This is a genomic window from Quatrionicoccus australiensis (assembly GCF_020510525.1).
In the GTDB taxonomy this organism is placed as follows: Bacteria; Pseudomonadota; Gammaproteobacteria; order Burkholderiales; family Rhodocyclaceae; genus Azonexus; species Azonexus australiensis_B.
Map to the genome: position 1 here is coordinate 234,683 of NZ_CP075188.1, position 18,424 is coordinate 253,106.

Below are 18,424 nucleotides of genomic sequence, written 5' to 3' on the forward strand. Positions count from 1 at the left end.
TTCTCGCTGGATGATGTTGGAATGATTTTAACGCAGCGCCAGGGGCGCGATGTTGAGGCGGGCCTCGCCGGCTTCTTCGAGCAGGCTGACGGTGGCTGGCAGACGCGCCATGTCGGCCGGCACGCCGGCCTCGAAAGTGCGATACAGGCCGGCGACCGAAACCAGTTCGGCCTCCAGGCTGGTGGTGAAGATGCGCGCCGTCTTGTCGCCGCTGGCACCGGCCAGGGCACGGCCGCGCAGTGGCGCATAAACGTGGATGTTGCCGTCGGCGATCACTTCGGCGCCGGCGCTGACCATGGCGGTGACGATCAGGTCGCAGCCCTTGGCGTAAAAGCGCTGGCCGGAGCGTAGCGGTTTGTCGAGGGTAATCGTGCGCGGTGCCGGTTCGGGCGCGGGCGCCGGGATGGAAACGGCTTGCGGCCGGGCGACCGGTTCGGCGGCCGGCGCAGGCGCTGCTGCGGGTTCGGCGACCGGGGCAGCTTTGGTGCGCGGCGGCCGGCTCAGGGCGCTGTCGACGAGGGCGGGCAGGCCGGCATTGGCCGCTGCCGCAGCCAGCGTTTCGGGCAGGCCGTGGGTTGCCACCGCATGCAGGCCGGAGCCGCGCAGCAGTTCGCGAATGGCGTTCCAGTCAGCGCTCTCGACCAGGTTTTCGGCGCTGCTGAAATCGAGGACAGCCAGTTCGTTCTCGAAAAAGTCCGGGCTGTTGCCGGTCAGTTCGCCCAGTGCCGCATGCAGGGTAGCGAGGTCGGTCGTCCGGAGAAGGGTCTGGATGATCTTGAGCGAGGTGCCCTTGAACTGGATCGGTGCGTCTTTTGCCATGCCTGCTGCGTGTCTTGCGAAAGGGGGTGGATTATCCCACAGGCAGGCTGTGGCGAAATGAAAACCGCTGTTCCGGCGGCGTCGACCGGTGGCCGGAAAATGCCGCAAAAGACGCTGCCGGCGGGCTTTACATCGACTCCCGCAGAGCGGATAGTTCACCGATTGAAGTCGCTCCTGATCGGCATGAACAAGATATCTGCATGGTTTGCTGCGGCGCGTCCCTTGCGCTGGCGTTTCGTCCTCGGTCTGGTCGTCGTGTTCGTGCTGATCGGCAGTTTGTCGAACGTCTTTTTCGAATATTCGACCGGCCGCATTGTCGACCGTCTGGGCCGCGGTTTTGCCGAGCGCCAGGCGCAATTCGACCGCGAGCGCATCCTGTCGCCGCTGCTCACGGAAATTGCGCTGTCACGCAAGCTCGCGGACTCGCCGTTGCTGAAAAAATGGGCGCTCAACGAAAGCGATCCTGCCCTCAAGCGCGCGGCGCTGGGAGAACTGGAAAGCTATCGCGCCCACTTTCGCGATGGCAGCTATTTCTTCATTCCGGTGCAGTCGGGCAACTATTACACCAACGACAAGGCCAACCGTTACCCGGACGGCCAGATCAGCCAGGTGGTCAAAGCCGGGCTGGAGGAATACTCCTGGTTTTTCGCCGCGATTCGCAGCCCGGATGCCTTGCAACTCAATGTCGATGCGAATCCGGTGCTCGGCTCGACCAAGGTCTGGATCAATGTCCAGGTTCGCGTTGCCGACGAAGTGGTGGCGATGGCCGGAACCGGCATCGAGCTCGGCGAATTCACGCGCGCCGTTGCCGCTTCGGCGACGCCCGGCGTCTACGGCATCCTGCTCGATGCGCAGGGGGCGATCCAGGTACATCCGGATGCGGCGCTGATCGATTTCAACTCGCGCGCCAAACGCGCCGAGGATAGACACACGATCTTTGACCTGCTCGCCGATGACGGCGAGCGGCAGCGCCTGCGCCAGAGCCTGGCGCGTCTGGTCGCCGGCACGCATGCGGTCGAGGTCGAGCAACTGACCATCAACGGCAAGCCGGAACTGGTGGCGATGAGCTACCTGAAGGAAATCGGCTGGATCAATCTGGCGGTGGTCGATACGACGCAACTGGTCAGCCGCGGCGAGTTTTCGACGCTGGGCTTGCTGGTCGGTGCCGCCATGCTGCTCACCATCCTGGTCGTGCTGGTGTTGCTCGAGCGCATGGTGATCCGGCCGCTGCGCCAGCTGGTTTCCGGGACGCGGGCGATTGCCGGCGGCAACTACAAGGTGCGGGTGACGGCCGCCGGTTCGGCCGAGTTCGACGAACTGGCCGGCAATTTCAACCGCATGGCGGAAACGGTCAGCGATTACACCGGCCACCTCGAACGCCGCGTTGCCGAACGCACCAGCGAGCTGGCCGGTACCAACCATGAATTGCTGCTCGCCCGCGATGCCGCCGAGTCGGCGAACCGGGCGAAGAGCGAATTTCTCGCCAACATGAGCCACGAAATCCGGACGCCGATGAACGGCGTGATCGGCATGACCTCGCTGCTGCTCGATACCGAACTCGACGAAGAGCAGCGCGAGTACGCCAACATCATCAACAGCAGCGCCGGCTCGCTGCTCGGTGTGATCAACGACATTCTCGACTTCTCCAAGGTCGAGGCCGGCAAGCTCGACATCGAGGTCATCAACTTCGATTTGCGGGCGCTGGTCGATGACGTGATGTCCATCGTTGCCTACCGCGCGGTCGAAAAGAACCTGCAGCTGGCCGCGCTGGTCGGGCCGGATGTGCCGTCCTTGCTCAAGGGCGACCCGGGGCGCTTGCGCCAGATCCTGACCAACCTGCTTGGCAACGCGATCAAGTTCACCGCGCAGGGCGAGGTCAGCCTGCAGATCAGCCTGTTGGCCATCGACGATGCCGGCGTGACGTTACGTTGCGAGATCCGCGATACCGGCATCGGCATTGCGCCCGAGCAGCTTGAGCGCCTGTTCAAGCCGTTCAGTCAGGCCGATGCCTCGACTACCCGGCGTTTTGGCGGCAGCGGTCTGGGCCTGGCCATTTCGCAGCGCCTGGTCGAATTGATGCATGGCCAGATTGGCGTCGATAGCGCGCCGGGCAAGGGTTCGACCTTCTGGTTCGAGTTGCGTCTGGCCCGCCAGCCGAAAGGCGCCGGCAACGATTATCAGCCGGCGCGCGACCTGGTCGGCCGGCGCGTGCTGGTCGTCGACGACAACGCGACCAATCGCCGCGTGCTGCAGTTGCAGCTGGAAGACAACGGCTGCGATGCGGTCTTTGCCGAGAGCAGTGCCGCCGGGCTGGCCGCGATGCGCGCCGCGCAGGCTGCCGGCGCCGCCTTTGATGTCGCGATCATCGATCTGCAGATGCCCGAGGTTGATGGTTTGTCGATGGCCCGCCACATCCGCGCTGACCCGCTGCTCGCGGCAACGCCGTTGATGATGCTGACTTCCCTGACCAGCCGTGGCGATGCCCGCCTGACCCAGGAGGCCGGCTTCGATGCCTACCTGACCAAGCCGGTGAAGAAGGCACTGCTCGAACGCGGCCTGCGCCAGTTGCTCGGCAAGCCGGAACAGGCAGGGGGAGCGTCTGGACTGATTACCCGCCATTCGCTGGCCGAGTCGGTACGCCAGGGACGCATCCTGCTGGTCGAGGACAATCCGGTCAACCGCCAACTGGCGCTGAAATTGCTCGAACGCATGGGCATGCAGGTCGAGGTGGCGGAGAACGGTCAGCTGGCGCTGGACAGCCTGGCCAGGAGCAGCTTCGACCTCGTGTTGATGGATTGCCAGATGCCGGTCATGGACGGCTTTGCGGCGGTGGCGGCGATTCGTTCGGGCAATGTGCCGGGCATCGACGCCGCCGTCCCGGTCATTGCGATGACCGCCGGGGCGCTCGACAGCGACCGCGAGGCGGCACTGGCGGCCGGCATGAACGATTACCTGGCCAAGCCGATCGATGTCCAGGCCTTCGAAGCCTGTCTGCAGCGCTGGCTGGCGCTGCAGTAGCCCGCCGTTCAACGTAAAATTACGCCTTTTGACCCGCAACGCCAGTTGCCTGTCATGATCCATCCTTTGCCGGAATCCACGCCATGCTCGAGAAGCTTTCCACATTCGCCGGAGTTCCCGGCCCGGTCGTCATCATTGTCATGGACGGCTACGGCCTGCCCAAGACCGAGGCGGGCAGCGCCATTGCCGCCGCCCGCAAGCCGGTGCTCGACCGCCTGTTTGCCGCCTACCCGAACATCCGCCTGCGCGCGCACGGCACCGCGGTCGGCATGCCGTCCGACGACGACATGGGCAATTCCGAAGTCGGCCACAACGCGATTGGCGCCGGTCAGGTTTATAGCCAGGGCGCGGCGCTGGTCGCCAACGCCATCGCCGACGGCGCCATCTGGCAGGGCGAGGCTTGGCAGCAGATCGTCGCCGGCGCCAAAGCCGGTCGCGGTGTAATCCATTTTCTCGGCCTCTTTTCCGACGGCAACGTGCACAGCCACATCGACCACCTCAAGGCCATGGTCGTCCAGGCCAAGGCCGAAGGCGTGCCGACGGTGCGCATCCACGCGCTGCTCGACGGTCGCGACGTGCCGGAAACCAGTGCGCTGGAATACGTCGTGCCTTTCGAAGCCTTCCTCAAGGAAGTCAGCGTTGATGGCTTCGACGCCCGCATCGCTTCCGGCGGCGGCCGCCAGAACATCACCATGGACCGCTACGACGCCAACTGGTCGATGGTCGAAGCCGGCTGGAAGACGCATGTGCTCGGTCTCGGCCAGCAGTTCCCGGATGCGGTCGCAGCGGTCAACGGCCTGCGCGAGCAGAATCCCGGCACCATCGACCAGGATCTGCCGCCCTTCGTGATTGCCGATCAGGGCAAGGCGATCGGCACGATCGAGGATGGCGATTCGGTCGTTTTCTTCAATTTCCGCGGCGACCGCGCCATCGAGATCACGCGCGCCTTCGAGGAAGCGCCTTTCGACAAGTTCGACCGGGTCCGCGCCCCGAAAGTCACCTACGCCGGCATGCTGCAGTACGACGGCGACCTCAAGCTGCCCGCCCGCTTCCTGGTCGCGCCGCCGGCGATCAAGGACACCACCGGCGAATGGTTCAGCAAGGCCGGCATCGCCCAGTTCGCCTGTTCGGAAACGCAGAAGTTCGGCCACGTCACTTACTTCTGGAACGGCAACCGTTCCGGCAAGTTCGACGGCGAAACCTGGCTGGAAGTGCCGAGCGACGTCGTGCCCTTCGAGCAGCGGCCGTGGATGAAGGCGGCCGAAATCGCCGACGCGATGATCGCGGCGCTGAAGAGCGGTCAGTACAAGACCCTGCGCTGCAATTTCGCCAATGGCGACATGGTCGGCCACACCGGCAATTTCCGCGCCGCGACCATGGCCGTCGAAGCGGTCGACCTCGCGCTCGGCCGCATTTTGCCGGTCATCGACGCGCTGGGCGGCGTTGCGCTGATCACCGCCGACCACGGCAATGCCGACGAGATGTACGAACTCGACAAGAAGACCAAGGCACCGGCGCAGAACGCCGACGGCAGCTTCAAGGCGAAGACGGCGCACACGCTGAACCCGGTGCCGCTGATCCTCTACGACAACGTCAGCGGCGGCAAGCTGGCGCTCAAGCAGACCGAAAAGGCCGGCCTGTCGAACATCGCGGCCACCGTCGCCAATCTGCTCGGGCTGGAAAAGCACGTGGCCTGGGACGAGAGCCTGCTGGAAGTGCGCTGATTGGCCCTGTGTCAACACGCCGGGGCGTCGGGCCGCAAGGCCGGCGCCTTTTTTCATGCGGCGCCGCTATTTAGCGGTCGACCGGCATTTTTGCCCGTTTTTCGGCGTCGACCGCTGGCGCACTGAACCGCAAGGGAGACCGCATGCTCTACCCGACTGAATCGATGCGTCACGTCCTGCAGCATCCGGCCGGCTTCGCACTGCAGGTGCTGCGCGGCTTCGGGCGCAACCAGGGCCTGCTGCTGGCCGGTGCGATCGCCTATTACGCGCTGCTCTCGGTGGTGCCGTTGCTCATCCTGTCGGTGATGGCGCTGTCCAACCTGGTCGAGCAGGCGACGCTGCTCGACACCGTCGGCCGCTACCTCGAATGGCTGGTGCCCAGCCAGTCGCAGGCGGTGCTCGCCGATGTTTCCGGCTTTCTCGCCAACGGCCTCGGTCTCGGCTTCGTGCTGCTCGGCACGATGCTGTTCTTCAGCTCGCTCGCCTTCTCGGTGCTGGAAAAGGCGCTGGCGGTGATCTTCGAGCACCGCGGTTGCGACGACAAGCGGCATTTCCTGGTCTCGGCGGTGCTGCCCTACTGTTTCGTCGTGTTGCTCGGCATCGGCCTGTTGCTGCTGACCTTCGCGTCGGTGGCGCTGCAGACCCTGGCCAGCGAGAGCATTCACCTGTTCGGTCGCGACTGGTCGCTGCGCGGCGTCTCGGGCGGCCTGCTCTACCTGTTCGGTTTCGCCATCGAAACCCTGGTCATGACCACGCTCTACCTGGTCATTCCGGTCGGTCGCCTGCGCCTCAGCCACGCGCTGATCGGCGGCGTCACGGCGGCGGCGCTCTGGGAACTGCTGCGCCACATCCTGATCTGGTACTTCACGACCCTGTCGAAGGTCAGCGTCGTCTATGGCTCGCTGAGCACCGCCGTGGTCGCGCTGTTCAGCATGGAACTCGCCGCCACCGTCTTCCTGCTCGGCGCGCAGGTCATCGCCGAATACGAGCGGCTGGACGAAAAACCGCCTGGCGCAGCGGTCGACCGCTAGAAAAAGGCGATTTCCAAGAGGCTGTCCACGATTTCCGAATGGTCGTATTTTTGGACATCGGCACCGCTTCGCCGGGCCCCAAACCCCTCCCAACCTCCCCTTGTCAGGGGAGGAGCCCCAAATCGCGCACTGGCGAACTCCCTCCCCTGAGAAGGGGAGGGCTGGGGAGGGGTTTTAATAACAAATCAAGGAACGCCAATGGCTTCTAAGCGGCTTCGTCCGGATTGCCGGCAGCTGCCGCGGCAAGCGGCCGGGCGTGCAGCTCGCGCCAGGCGACACCGTGCCGGCGCGCCATCCACCACCATTTGAGCGGCGCCACGAGGCGAAACAGCCAGGCCGGCAGCAGCGGGCGCGCCATGGCGCGGCTGGCTTCTTGCGAAATGCCGCGGCCGGCGGCGAGATCGGCGGCGGCCAGGCGCAGGGCGCGGATCTGGGCGCGCGCGACGAAACGCGCCCGGTGCAGCGGCTGGCCGTGAATGATTTCGCCGGCGCCCATCGCGAGGCCGCCGGCCCAGACCAGTCCGTTGGCGTGCGCGAAAGCGCGCAGGATGCGCAGCGCGCTGCGATTGTGGTCGGCCTCCGGGAAGCCGCAGTTGAGCAGGCCGACGACCTGGCGCAGCGGCGAGACCTTCTCTGCGAGATGCGCGCCGAGCTGTTCCAGCGCCCGTCCGACCAGGGCGGGCAGGGCATCGACGTAGAGCGGCGCGGCGACGATCAGCAAGTCGGCGCCGGCCAGTTCGGCCAGCGCCTTGTCTGCCATCCGTCCGTCCTTGACGAAGCTGATCGCGTAGACCAGCTTGCTGGCGATGCCGGCCCGTTCGAGGTTGGCGGCCAGCGCCCGGGCCAGCGACTCCGAGGTGCTCGTGCCTTTCGGGCGGGCGCTGCCGATCAGGATGGCCGCCGTGCGCGGCACCGGGCAGTTTGCCGTCGCCGGGTCGGGCGCACAGGCGCGGGCCAGGGCGCGCCGGTCGAGTTTGGGCAGCGGAGTAGCCTCCGTCGCGGTTAACCCGGCGCGGATGGCGCTTTCGATCTGCGGCTGTGCCATCGCGTCCTGCGGCGTCAGCAGCAGGCTGCGGAACCACGGCGTCTGCAGGTTGATCGCGTTGCCGCCGGCCAGTTCTGCGAACAGGCTGCGCGTTTCGGCATCCGGCTGATCGGCGAGGCCGATGAACAGCATCGCCGGATAGCGTGCATAGCGGCGCTGATGCCGCGTCGTGCCGGCCTGTTCGTGGAAGAAGGAGTCGGTCAGCGGGATCAGGCGGTCGACCAGTTTTTTCAGGGCAAAAGCGTAGCCGCCGAAGACGAGCGGCGTCAGGAAGACGACCAGATCGGCGTCGTGGATGGCCTGCGTGATGTCGGGCGCGGCGTCGCGGGTGCGGCAGCGGCCGGGCGTTTTCGTCCAGCACTCGAAGTCGCCGAGGCAGGGCGCGAGGGCGATGTCGGCCAGCGCGTAGTGCGCAATTTCGGCGCCGAGCGCCTGGCCGGCCAGGGCGATGTGCTGGACGATGGCCGGCTGGTCGGTGCTGCCGTCGAGAATGACCACTTGCATGCTGTCTGCCTCCCGCTGAGCGCCGCTGCCGGGCAGGGGCCGGCGGGCGCGGAATTCGCCGAGTATCGGCGAGTCGACCGCTGGCGGTCAATGCCGGGTGGATTTATTTGCCGCGTACCAGTTGCTGCCGGTAATGCAGCGGCGCCATGCCGGTCCATTCGACGCAGGCGCGGTAGAAGGCCGAGGTGTCGGCATAGCCGAGATCGGCGGCGATGCGGGCGATCGCGTCATCGCTCTTGGCCAGGCGGGCGAGCGCCATGTCGCGGCGCAGCGCATCCTTGATTGCGCGAAAGCTCGAACCTTCCTCTTCCAGTCGGCGATGCACGCTGCGCGGCGACAGGTAGAGGCGCTCGGCGACGGCGTCCAGGCTCAGCGTGTCGGGCAGCGCGGCGCGCAGCAGGTCGCGGATGCGGGTGACCATTTCGCGGTCGCGCCGGTAGAGGGTCGTGATCTTGCCCGGCGCGCCGTCGAGAAAGCGGTTGAGCGCCGCCTCGTCGCGGCGCACCGGCAGGTCGAGCAGGTTGGCATTGAAGGCGGCGACCAGCGTGCCGTTGCCGCCCGGTACGGTCGGCGCGAAGCGCGAATCGGCGGTGAAGATCAGCGCGTAGTCGGCAAAGTGCGCCGGCTTGCGGTAGGGAAAGATGACGCTGTCGAGGGCGATGCCGCGCCCGGCCAGCCAGCAGGCCAGGCCGTGCAACAGGCGGAGCAGCCATTCGAAGGCGAAGATGCGGCCGGGGTCATCCGGCTGCTCGGCGAGCTTGCGCGTTTCGCTGATCACCAGCTCGGCGTGCTCGTGCGAACGCCGCACGCTGACCGCGAGATCGGGCAGCACGACATGCAGGAAGCGGCTCGCCCGCTGTAGCGCCTCGGCTAGCGTCGGTGCCGACAGGCAGCCGCGGCAGAGGAATTCGAAACTGCCGACGCGCATCGGCTGCGCGAACAGGCCGAAGCCTTCGTCGTCGAGCTGGCGGTTGAGCAGGTTGTAGAGCGCAGCGTAATCGGCGACCGGAATCCGGCTGGCGGGGTCTGCAATATCGATGTTGCTGGCGGCGAGCAGCGCTTCCGGATCAATCCGGCGGCGCGCCAGGCCGGCCAGCATGCCGGTAACAAAACCCATTGCAACAGTAGCTTGCGTACGACTTCCCGAATTCGGCATGGTGCATTGCAGCATTTTGGCTGCTTTTGGCGCGTGGACCGCTGCAGCTTATCACCTTGGCGGAATTTGCACGATAGTCGTCAGGCGTGGCAATGGCAGGGTCGGCAAAGCGGCCTACCATGGGCGCCTTTCCGTCCTTTAGTCGAGGCAGATGTCATGACCGATCTTTCCGTTGCCAAGAAACTGATGCCCTACAAGCCGAAAAACAAGGTGCGTTTCGTCACTGCCGCTTCGCTGTTCGACGGCCACGACGCCTCGATCAACATCATGCGGCGCATCCTGCAATCGACCGGCGCCGAAGTGATCCACCTCGGCCACAACCGTTCGGTGCAGGAAATCGTCAACGCGGCGCTGCAGGAAGATGCGCAGGGCATCTGCATCACCAGCTACCAGGGCGGCCACGTCGAGTTCTTCAAGTACATGATCGACCTGCTCAAGGCCAACGGCGGCGAGCACATCAAGGTCTTCGGCGGTGGCGGCGGCGTCATCGTGCCGTCCGAAATCAAGGAACTGCACGCCTACGGCGTGACCCGCATCTACGCGCCGGAAGACGGCGTGCACATGGGCCTGCAGGGCATGATCAACGAAGTCGTCGAGAAATCCGACTTCGATGTCGCCGATGAAGGCGTACCCGGCGTCGAACAAGTGCTGGCCGGGCTGCAGGCCGGCGACAAGCGTCTGCTGGCGCGTGTCATCACCCTGCTCGAAAACGGCGAAGCGCCGGCCCTCAAGGAGCCGCTGCTCAAGGCTGCAGCCGTGCTGAGCGTGCCCGTCCTCGGCATCACCGGTACCGGCGGCGCCGGCAAGTCGTCGCTGACCGACGAAATCGTGCGTCGTTTCCGTCTCGATCAGGGCGACACGGTCAAGATCGGTCTGGTTTCGATCGACCCGTCGCGCAAGCGCACCGGCGGCGCGCTGCTCGGCGACCGCATCCGCATGAACGCCATCGAGCATCCGAACATCTTCATGCGTTCGCTGGCCACCCGCGACACCGGCAGCGAAATCTCCGTCGCGCTGCCCGAGGTGATCGCCGCCTGCAAGCTGGCCGGCTTCGATCTGGTCATTGTCGAAACCTCCGGCATCGGTCAGGGCAATGCCGCCATCGTGCCTTTCGTCGATCTGTCGCTGTACGTGATGACGCCGGAGTTCGGCGCCGCCTCGCAGCTGGAAAAGATCGACATGCTCGACTTTGCCGACTTCGTCGCGATCAACAAGTTCGACCGCAAGGGCGCCGAGGACGCGCTGCGCGACGTGCGCAAGCAGTACCAGCGCAACCGCGAAGCCTTCACGACGCCGACCGACGACATGCCGGTGTTTGGCACGCAGGCCGCCCGCTTCAACGACGACGGCGTCACCGCGCTGTATCAGGCGCTGGTCCCGGCACTCAGCGAAAAGGGCCTGAAACTGGCCCAGGGCAAGCTGCCGCTGGTGACCGTCAAACAGTCTTCCAGCCAGCGCGCCATCGTGCCGGCCCAGCGCGTGCGCTACCTCGCCGAAATCGCCGATGCGGTGCGTGGCTACCATGCGCATACCGAAGAGCAGGTGAAGATCGCCCGCGAACGCCAGTCGCTGCGCATTTCGCAGGGCATTTTTGCCGCCTGCGACAAGTCGACCGCTGATTTCGCCGAAATGCTTTCCTTCAAGGATAGCCAGCAGGATCCGAAGGCCAAAAAGCTGCTCGACATGTGGCCGGCCACCGTCGAAGCCTATGCCGGCGACGAATATGTCGTGAAAATCCGCGACAAGGAAATCCGTACCAAGCTGGTGTCGGAGTCCCTGTCCGGCACCAAGATCAAGAAGGTCATCCTGCCCAAGTTCGGCGACGACGGCGAAACCCTGCGTTTCCTGATGCGCGAGAACGTGCCCGGTTCCTTCCCCTACACCGCCGGCGTCTTCGCCTTCAAGCGCGAGGGCGAAGACCCGACCCGCATGTTCGCTGGCGAAGGCGACGCCTTCCGCACCAACCGCCGCTTCAAGCGCGTCTCCGAAGGCATGCCGGCGCACCGTCTGTCCACCGCCTTCGACTCGGTGACCCTGTACGGTTGCGACCCGGACGAGCGCCCGGACATCTACGGCAAGATCGGCAATTCCGGCGTCTCGATCGCCACGCTCGACGACCTCAAGGTGCTTTACGACGGTTTTGACCTGCTCGCCCCGAGCACGTCGGTATCGATGACCATCAACGGTCCGGCGCCGATCATCCTGGCCTGCTTCTTCAATACCGCGATCGATCAGCAGATGGTCAAGTTCGAACAGCAGAACGGCCGTCAGCCGACCGAAGACGAAGCCGAGAAAATCCGCGAATGGACGCTGTCGACCGTGCGCGGCACGGTGCAGGCCGATATTCTCAAGGAAGATCAGGGCCAGAACACCTGCATCTTCAGCACCGAATTCGCGCTGAAGATGATGGGCGACATCCAGGAATTCTTCGTCCATAACCAGGTGCAGAATTTCTACTCGGTATCGATCTCCGGCTATCACATCGCCGAAGCCGGTGCGAACCCGATCAGTCAGCTCGCCTTCACGCTGTCCAACGGCTTTACCTACGTCGAGTCCTACCTGGCGCGCGGCATGCAGATCGATGACTTCGCGCCCAACCTGTCCTTCTTCTTCAGCAACGGCATGGACCCGGAATACTCGGTGATCGGCCGCGTCGCCCGCCGCATCTGGGCGGTCGCGATGAAGAACAAGTACGGCGCCAACGAACGCAGCCAGAAGCTCAAGTACCACATCCAGACCTCGGGTCGCTCGCTGCACGCGCAGGAAATGGACTTCAACGATATCCGCACGACGCTGCAGGCGCTGATCGCCATTTACGACAACTGCAACTCGCTGCACACCAATGCCTACGATGAAGCGATCACGACGCCGACCGAGGAATCCGTGCGGCGTGCGATGGCCATCCAGCTCATCATCAACCGCGAGTGGGGCGTCGCCAAGAACGAAAACCCGAACCAGGGTGCCTTCGTCATCGACGAACTGACCGATCTGGTCGAGGAAGCCGTGCTCAAGGAATTCGAAGCCATCGCCAGCCGCGGCGGTGTGCTCGGTGCCATGGAAACCGGCTACCAGCGCGGCAAGATCCAGGAAGAGTCGATGTATTACGAGCACAAGAAGCATGACGGCTCCTACCCGATCATCGGCGTGAACACCTTCCTCAACCCGAAGGGCATGGCGCAGCAGGAAATTGAACTGGCCCGTTCGACGGAAGAGGAAAAGCAGTCGCAGATCAGCCGCCTGCGCGATTTCCAGGCGCGCAATGCGGCGACCGCCCCGGCCATGCTGGAAAAGCTCAAGAAGACGGTGATCGAGGACGGCAACGTCTTCGCCGTGCTGGTCGATGCGGTTCGTCACTGCTCGCTCGGTCAGATCAGCTCGGCGCTGTACGAAGTCGGCGGGCAGTACCGGCGCAGCATGTAAGGACTTCTCAGGGGAGAACAGCAACCCCGCAAACCCGCAAGGGTGGAGGAGAAAAAACGACGGCGGGGCCAAGACCCCGCCGTTTTCATGAGCATGACAGGGCGCGCCGTTTTGGCGGAAAATTGTGCCAATGTCCTTTTTCGGAGCCTGCCATGAACATTGACGAACTTGCCCTGAGCCTGCAACGCAATCGCCTGACCCGGCGTCAGGTGCTCGCCCTGTTCGGCGCGGCGGCGCTGTCCGGTTGCGCCAGTTCGCCGGTCGGCGGCGGTTCCATCTTGGTCGGCATGGACGAGGACGAGGAGAAGGCGGTCGACAAGAAGGTCGCGCCGCAGCAGTTCTCGCAGGATCTCGGGCCGGTGCAGGATGCCCAGATCAACGACTATGTGAGCAGCGTCGGGCGCCGGCTGGATGCCAACGTGCACCGGCCGCAGATGCCTTATTCGTATCGCGTGCTCAATGCCAATTACGTCAATGCCTACACCTTCCCGGGCGGGGCGATGGGCGTGACGCGCGGCATTCTGGTCGAACTCGACAACGAGGCCGAACTGGCTGGTCTGCTCGGTCATGAACTGGGCCACGTCAATGCGCGGCATGCGGCGCAACGCCAGGGCAAGGCGATGGTGGCGCAGGTCGCGATGAGCGGTGCCAACCTGATCGGTACGGCAGCCGGCTATGGTGGCCTGGTCGATCTCGGCACGCAGCTCGGGGCCAGCGTGCTGCTCTCAAGCTATTCGCGCGACAACGAGCGCGAGGCCGACCAGCTCGGCCAGGACTACATGGTCCGCGCCGGCTATCCGGCGAATGGCATGGTCGGTTTGCAGGAGTTGCTGGTCGAGCAGCAAAAGAGTTCGCCCGGCATGCTGCAGACGATGTTCTCGACGCACCCGATGAGCAGCGAGCGGCGCGATACGGCACGCCAGCTCGCCGAGGGAAAATACGTGGCGAGCAACAAGCGCGATCCGGGGCGCGAGCGCTTCATGGACAGCACGGCCGCCCTGCGCCGCATCAAGCCATGCATCGATGCGTGCCAGAAGGGCGAAACGGCGATGGCCGGCAAGCAGTACGGCAAGGCCGAGGAGCAGTTCCGTACGGCGCTGAAAGCGACGCCGCGCGACTATGCCGCCAACCTGCTGCTGGCCAAGGCGCTGTCGATGCAGGACAAGGATGCGCAAGCGCTGGAATATGCGCGCACCGCGACGAAAATCTACCCGCAGGAGGCGCAGGCGCAGAAGCTGGTCGGCGTGCTCGCGCTGCAGCAGCGCGATCCGGCCGCGGCCTACGAGCATCTCGAACGTTACGATCGCCTGCTGCCGGGCGATGCCGGCGTCACTTTCCTGAAAGGCGTGTCACAGGAAGGCATGGGCAACCGTCAGGAAGCAGCCCGCTTCTATGCGGCCTACCTGCGCCAGAACCGGCAGGGCAAGGCGGCCGAGTATTCGCAAAGCCGCCTGGTGAGCTGGGGCTATCTGAAATAGCTGGTTCTCCCGGCCGGTTTGCTGCTCAGGGGCGGGCGCCGGCGCCCAGGCGATCGACCATCGCCTTCAGGGTCTGGATCTGCACGCCATTCTGGTTGGCGTAATCGGCGCCGCTGTAGCCCCACCAGTCCCAGCAACCATTCGGGTTCTGCAGCGGGATCGACACCGCCTGCGGGTAGAGGATGACCAGGTGATTGTTGTCGGCCCAGCGGTTGTAGCCGCTGTTCCTGACGAAGGTCGTGCCGTAATAGAGACCGCCGCCCGCCGGTGCCTGCAATGGCAGGTAGCTCTGACCCTGCTTGCAGCCGTGCAGGGCGATGTGCAGGCGGCAGGGCTCGCCCTTGGCACAACTGTTCGGGACGTAGAGCCAGCCGCTGTTGTCCATGCCGCCATGCCAGGAAAACAGGCCTTGCTGCGCGGCTGGCAGGTAGCCGCGCTGGTCGAATTCGACGAGGCGCCCCTTGGCCTTCGTTGACGCCGCCTTGAGCGGACCGTAGATCCAGCTCAGGATGTTCCTGGCGCTGTCATAGTGGCATTTGCCGATGTAGGGCTCATCCTGTTTGGCGCAGGCGATGCCGTAATCGGGTGTCGGCATGGTGTGGGCCGCGTTGTCCAGCGTGACGCGCGACAGGTTGGCAGCGGGCAGGCCGAGGGCCGTGTAGTAAGCGGCGAGCTGATCGGCAATCGCCAGCGGGACGAGGGTGTCCTTGCGGCCGGCGAGGATCAGCACCTTTTGTTGGGCAATTTTCGCGGGCGAATCGATCTTGTTTTGCTCGGCCAGCTGGTGGGTGGCGTTTACCAGCTCCGGTACGGCGGCGCTGTTTTCGCTGACCTGGCAGGGAACGCTGGGTTCGCCGGTGCATGAACACTTGGCGACCGCGGTCAGGACGTTGTTCTGCGCACAAGCATAGGGACCGCTGGCGACGATGCCGGCCCCCCTGACGGTCGACGCGTGCGCGACCTGGAATTGCACGGCCATGAAACCGCCCGAGGAAATGCCGGAAACCGAGGTCTGGCTGACGTCGATATTCAGGGCCGGCAATGGTGGTGCCGCCATGACCAGGCCGGTGCAGCCGGTCAGGATGAAGAGAAGGCCGCGGCGCAAGGGCGTGGCCAGGGGGGTAAGGGTGAGATGACGCAACATGGGTTTCTCCTGTGCTCATGGCCGATGCGCGATCGCATCGGGGAAGGCGGGCCGGCATGCGGCCGGCCGCTGTCAGCCTAATTCTCTGCTGCTTGCATGTCAAAGGCATTTCAGTGCTTGCCGGCAGGGCCGGGGCGCTTTTCGTGCAGTGCTCGGGAGACGCCAGGGAGCAGCTATTCGGCCGATTTTTCGCGGTCGCGGTAGCTGGATGAAAAGACGCATACAATAGCGAAACTATTACTAAAGTATTAGATGGGGGGGAATGCCTTGCAACTGACTGCCGACGAGAAAACGGTTCCGCGCATCCATCTGCTGGGTACGCTGCTCATCGTTTTCGTGCTGACGGTGGGTTTGAGTGCGTTTTTTTCCTGGCAATACCTTGGTGAGCAGCGCGCCTCGCTTGGACGTATCGAGCAGCGTGCGACGGCCCAGGTGCACGGCCGCCTGACGGCGGAGATGGCGAGCGCCGAGAGTTTCATCGAATTCACGCGTTTGCGGACTGAAGCGGTGCTACGCAAGAGCATTACCGAGCAGATCGATACGGCAATGCAGATGGTCGAGGCGATCCATGCCCGCGAATCGAAGACCCACACAGTTGCCGAGGTCAAGCGCCTGATCATCGAAGCGCTGCGTCCGGTGCGCTTCTATGAGGGGCGTGGCTATTACTTCATCGACGACATGCAGGGCCAGTTCATCCTGCTGCCGACTGCGCCGCAGATGGAAGGCAAGACACTGCTCGACAATCGCGACGATACCGGGCACTACATCATGCGCGGCTTGATCGAAGCAGCACAGAAGCCGCGCGGCGAAGGTTTCTCGCGCTACCGCTGGTATCGCCCGGATGATCCGAAACAGATGGCGGAAAAGCTGGCCTATGTCCGTTATTTCGCGCCTTACGGCTGGCTGATCGGCACCGGTGACTACACCTATCAATGGGAATTGATGCAGCAGAAGGAGGCGATCGCCCGTTTGCGTGCGTTGCGCTTCGGCAGCAGTGGGTATATCGGGCTACTGGATCGGGAGGGGCGCAGCCTGCTGTTGCCGGGCTATCCCCAACTGGAGGGCCTGAACTACAAAGACATGCCGGCCCCGCATGGCGCGATCCTGGAAAAAATGCACAAGCTGGCCCACGCTGGTGGTGGCTTTACCCGTTACGAATGGCTGAACCCTGAAACCGGCCTTCCCGCCAACAAGACGGCACTGGTGAAGACGATCGAGCCCTGGGGCTGGACGCTGATTGCCACAACTTACGATGACGAGTTGCAGGCGCTGGTTGCCAGCGAAAACAGCCGCTACGAAGAGGGCGGAACCGAGCGCTGGTTGCGCTTCCTGCTGGTCATGCTGGGGGCGCTGTTGCTGGGCGTGATCGGTTCTTTCCTGTTCTCGCGCTGGTCGAACAGGCTGTTTCTCAGCTACCACCGGCAAAACCTGCTGCAGGCCGAGATCCTGCGGGAAAGCGAGTATCGCCAGGGGGTCATCCTCGACAGCGTCGAGGCCTATATCTACATCAAGGGTAGCGACTATCGCTATCAGTACGCCAACGGCTCCGTGCGTCAGTTGTTCGGCAAGACAATGGATGAAATTGTCGGCCATGACGATTCGAGCTTCTTTGATGCAGCGACGGCGGCCAATATCCGGATCAATGACAGTCGTGTGCTGGAAAATGGCGAACGTGTCGTTGAAGAAGAGGTGAACACCACGGCCGACGGCGCCATTACCAGCGCCTTTTTCTCGATCAAGGTGCCATTGCGCGAGCCGGATGGGCGTATCTATGCGCTGTGCGGCATTTCCACCGATATCACGCCACGCAAGCAGGCCGAGGCCGAGCTTGAGCATTACCGGCATCATCTCGAGGCGCTGGTTCAGTCGCGTACCGCCGAACTCGCCCAGGCCAGGGATGCCGCCGAAGCAGCCAGCCGGGCGAAGAGTTCCTTCCTGGCCAACATGAGCCATGAAATCCGCACGCCGATGAATGCCATCATCGGCCTGACGCATCTGTTGCGCCGCGATGTCGCCGATCCGAAGGCACAGGACCGGCTGGCCAAGGTCAGTGATTCGGCGCGCCATTTGCTCGATGTCATCAATGACATTCTCGACCTGTCGAAAATCGAGGCGGGCCGGCTAGCGCTGGAAGAGCGCGAGTTCTCGCCGGCCGAGGTGCTGGCGCAGACGCTGTCCATGCTCGATGAGCGGGCGGGCAGCAAGGGGCTGCGTCTGACCACCTCGATTGCCCCCGACGTGCCCGCCTTGCTGCGTGGCGATTCGGTACGCATCGGCCAGGCGCTGCTCAATTTCGTCGGCAATGCGATCAAGTTCTCCGAGCACGGTGAAATTGCCCTGCGCGCGACGGTCGACCGGGATGAAGGCAGTCACGTCATGCTGCGTCTGGAGGTTCAGGATCAGGGCATCGGCATGAACGGCGAGCAGCAGGCGCAGTTGTTCCAGGCCTTTACCCAGGCAGACGGTTCGATTACCCGGCGCTATGGCGGCACCGGTCTTGGTCTGGCGATCAACCGTCACCTGGCCCGGCTGATGGGGGGCGATGTCGGCGTGATCAGCAGCGAAGGCGGCGGCAGCCTGTTCTGGCTGACTGCCCGTCTGGAAAAATGCCTGCCACAGCCGGTCAGTCTGAGTGGTGATGCTGAGCAGGTGCCGCTCGAGGATCAGATCGCCCGGCGCCATGGCGGGCGTTGTGTGCTGCTCGTCGAGGACGAACCGATCAATCAGGAAGTGGCTGAGGAATTGCTGCTCGGCGCCGGCCTGCGCGTCGAACTGGCGGCCAATGGCGCCGAAGCGGTCGACCGGGTGCGCAGCGAGGATTTTGCGCTGGTCCTGATGGATATCCAGATGCCGGTCATGGGCGGTTTGGATGCCACCCGGCTGATTCGCCGGATGCCGGGCCGGGGCGATTTGCCGATCCTGGCGATGACGGCCAATGCCTTTGCCGAAGACCGCCAGGTCTGTCTCGATGCCGGCATGAACGACCATATCGGCAAGCCGGTCGATCCGGACGTGCTTTACTCAGTCTTGTTCAAGTGGCTGGAGAGCTGTCACCCATCAACTTCTGATTAGCTTGTCTTGAGAC

The 18,424-nt window shown here is 64.2% G+C and carries 10 protein-coding genes; 6 read left to right on the forward strand and 4 right to left on the reverse strand.

Annotated features, from left to right (window positions below; all coding sequences use genetic code 11):
• Positions 1-27: 27 nt before the first annotated feature.
• On the reverse strand, positions 28-819 hold the full coding sequence (gene minC / locus KI612_RS01115) for a septum site-determining protein MinC (protein WP_226442001.1): 792 nt from the start codon (positions 817-819) through the stop codon (positions 28-30).
• Positions 820-876: 57 nt separating this feature from the next.
• Between minC and KI612_RS01120 the strand changes: the two genes are divergently transcribed.
• The 3 genes from KI612_RS01120 to KI612_RS01130 all read left to right on the forward strand — a co-directional run bounded on the left by KI612_RS01120 (position 877) and on the right by KI612_RS01130 (position 6,592).
• Complete coding sequence (locus KI612_RS01120; RefSeq protein WP_226442003.1) at positions 877-3,837, forward strand: response regulator; 2,961 nt, start codon at positions 877-879, stop codon at positions 3,835-3,837.
• Positions 3,838-3,920: 83 nt separating this feature from the next.
• The gene (gene gpmI / locus KI612_RS01125) at positions 3,921-5,561 is read left to right on the forward strand and encodes a 2,3-bisphosphoglycerate-independent phosphoglycerate mutase (protein ID WP_226442005.1); all 1,641 of its coding nucleotides are present in this window, start codon (positions 3,921-3,923) and stop codon (positions 5,559-5,561) included.
• A 143-nt stretch (positions 5,562-5,704) separates the two neighbouring features.
• The gene (locus KI612_RS01130; RefSeq protein WP_226442006.1) at positions 5,705-6,592 is read left to right on the forward strand and encodes a YihY/virulence factor BrkB family protein; all 888 of its coding nucleotides are present in this window, start codon (positions 5,705-5,707) and stop codon (positions 6,590-6,592) included.
• A 205-nt stretch (positions 6,593-6,797) separates the two neighbouring features.
• Here KI612_RS01130 and KI612_RS01135 read toward each other — a convergent pair whose 3' ends face one another.
• Complete coding sequence (locus KI612_RS01135; RefSeq protein ID WP_226442007.1) at positions 6,798-8,141, reverse strand: NAD(P)H-dependent oxidoreductase; 1,344 nt, start codon at positions 8,139-8,141, stop codon at positions 6,798-6,800.
• Between the two features lie 103 nt (positions 8,142-8,244).
• Positions 8,245-9,258: an AraC family transcriptional regulator gene (locus tag KI612_RS01140; RefSeq protein ID WP_226442008.1), complete on the reverse strand. Its 1,014-nt coding sequence runs from the start codon at positions 9,256-9,258 to the stop codon at positions 8,245-8,247.
• Between the two features lie 195 nt (positions 9,259-9,453).
• Between KI612_RS01140 and icmF the strand changes: the two genes are divergently transcribed.
• Both icmF and KI612_RS01150 read left to right on the forward strand, forming a co-directional pair.
• The gene (icmF, locus tag KI612_RS01145) at positions 9,454-12,717 is read left to right on the forward strand and encodes a fused isobutyryl-CoA mutase/GTPase IcmF (RefSeq protein ID WP_226442009.1); all 3,264 of its coding nucleotides are present in this window, start codon (positions 9,454-9,456) and stop codon (positions 12,715-12,717) included.
• A 152-nt stretch (positions 12,718-12,869) separates the two neighbouring features.
• Positions 12,870-14,195 (forward strand): M48 family metalloprotease, encoded by a 1,326-nt coding sequence (locus KI612_RS01150; protein WP_226442012.1) that lies wholly within the window; start codon positions 12,870-12,872, stop codon positions 14,193-14,195.
• A 25-nt stretch (positions 14,196-14,220) separates the two neighbouring features.
• Here the strand turns inward: KI612_RS01150 and KI612_RS01155 are convergent, their stop codons facing one another.
• On the reverse strand, positions 14,221-15,339 hold the full coding sequence (locus KI612_RS01155; protein ID WP_226442014.1) for an extracellular catalytic domain type 2 short-chain-length polyhydroxyalkanoate depolymerase: 1,119 nt from the start codon (positions 15,337-15,339) through the stop codon (positions 14,221-14,223).
• A gap of 267 nt (positions 15,340-15,606) precedes the next feature.
• On the opposite strand from KI612_RS01155, the gene KI612_RS01160 reads away from it, so the two are divergent.
• Positions 15,607-18,411, forward strand: a complete 2,805-nt coding sequence (locus KI612_RS01160; protein ID WP_226442016.1) for a cache domain-containing protein — start codon at positions 15,607-15,609, stop codon at positions 18,409-18,411.
• Positions 18,412-18,424 lie beyond the last annotated feature (13 nt).